Genomic DNA, 1,353 nt, shown 5'->3' with positions numbered 1-1,353 from the left:
ACACTGCACGGGCGACGGATCTACATCGGCGACGACCTGGAAGCCCTGTATTCGTCCTATGTCTGGCATCTGGTCGACCACGGCGCTGACCTTGCGATGCCGAACCTGGATACCCATTTCGTGTTCGTCAACCTCGTCGCCGGTGAACGGTTCGCCCCGATGCGAGCCGAAACCGTCTACGCCAAAGTCGATTCCCTGACCCGACGGTCCAACGGTGTGCTGCCCGAAGACTGGACACCGCACTGGCTGCGTCACACCCATGCCACCGCGCTGCTGCTTTCCGGGGCACCGCCACACGTGGTGATGCGCCGACTCGGGCATGCCGACATCCAAACCACGTTGTCGACCTACGGCTGGGTCACCGAAGACGCCGAAATGCGCACCGTGGCCCAGTGGCGCAACTACGTGGCCGGATGGAAAGGCCTGCACCATGACGACACCCCCTGAGCCACCACGCCCAACCGCGAGCGATGCGGGGCCATTGGTGGCTGGGCTCGGCTCGTGGGAGGCCCAGTGGGCGCAGGTTCCCGCCGCGTGGCGCCGTCCCGTCTACCCGATCTATGCGGCCCCTTACGACGAAGTCTTCCTGCGCAACCAGTTCTATCTGCGCGCCAACCGCGCCACCGCCGCACACGATTTCACCCCGGCGGCCCCATCGCGGTTCGCCGAGGAGATCGCCTGGTGGGTGTGGTTGTGCTGGGATCAGCAGCTGCGCCGGATCGAGCCCTCCTTGCTGGCCTGGCTGGTGCGGACCCTGCCGGGCGCGGTCGCCGAACACAGCGCCCGCACGGGTCACCCACCGGTCAGCATCGCCGATCTGGATCCCACCGAGCTGATCCGCCAGGCCGCCCTGGCGTTCCAGCGACGCAACAACCGGCTACCGTCAGCGGGGTCGCGGCGCAACATCCGCCATCTCATCGAGCATCTGCACCTGGCCGTAGCGGTGCGCTGCACCGACGCCCCGTGGTGGAGCCACGACATCTGGGATCTTCGCGCCGACCCCCGCATCCCGCAACGCCCGCACGAACCTCACCACGACCAAGCGGTGCGGCTGCGCGGCATCGAACCGGTGTGGCTGCGAGAAGGGCTGCGGTTCTGGCTGCGCAGCGCCCTGACTTATGACTTGCTCACCTGGTCTTCAGTCGTCTCGCGCGCACGCAACATCGGCTCGCAGCTGGGCCGCTTCGCGCGCGACCGGGGGTATTTGCACGACCCGCTGATCAGCACCGACCCCGACGAGCTGCGGGAAGCGTTTCTGGGCTACCTCGAGTACCTGCGATCACCGCAGGCCGCAACACAATCCGAGCGGCTGACCCCCTACACCGTGGCCAGCTTGCAAAGCGAAACCCAGTC

1 protein-coding gene and 1 pseudogene are annotated in these 1,353 nt (G+C 67.0%); both read left to right on the top strand.

The genetic code is table 11. The features are described 5' to 3' along the window. The coding region (locus AWC14_RS10785) for a tyrosine-type recombinase/integrase (RefSeq protein WP_158089889.1) at positions 1 to 447 on the top strand (447 nt) is incomplete at its 5' end. Positions 448 to 484: 37 nt separating this feature from the next. Further along, a pseudogene (locus AWC14_RS10780) lies at positions 485 to 1,353 on the top strand (tyrosine-type recombinase/integrase); the annotation flags it as partial.

This window comes from Mycobacterium kyorinense, from assembly GCF_002101735.1.
Lineage (GTDB): Bacteria > Actinomycetota > Actinomycetes > Mycobacteriales > Mycobacteriaceae > Mycobacterium > Mycobacterium kyorinense.
Note: the sequence above shows the minus strand (reverse complement) of the source record. Positions and strands in the feature narration are given on the sequence as shown.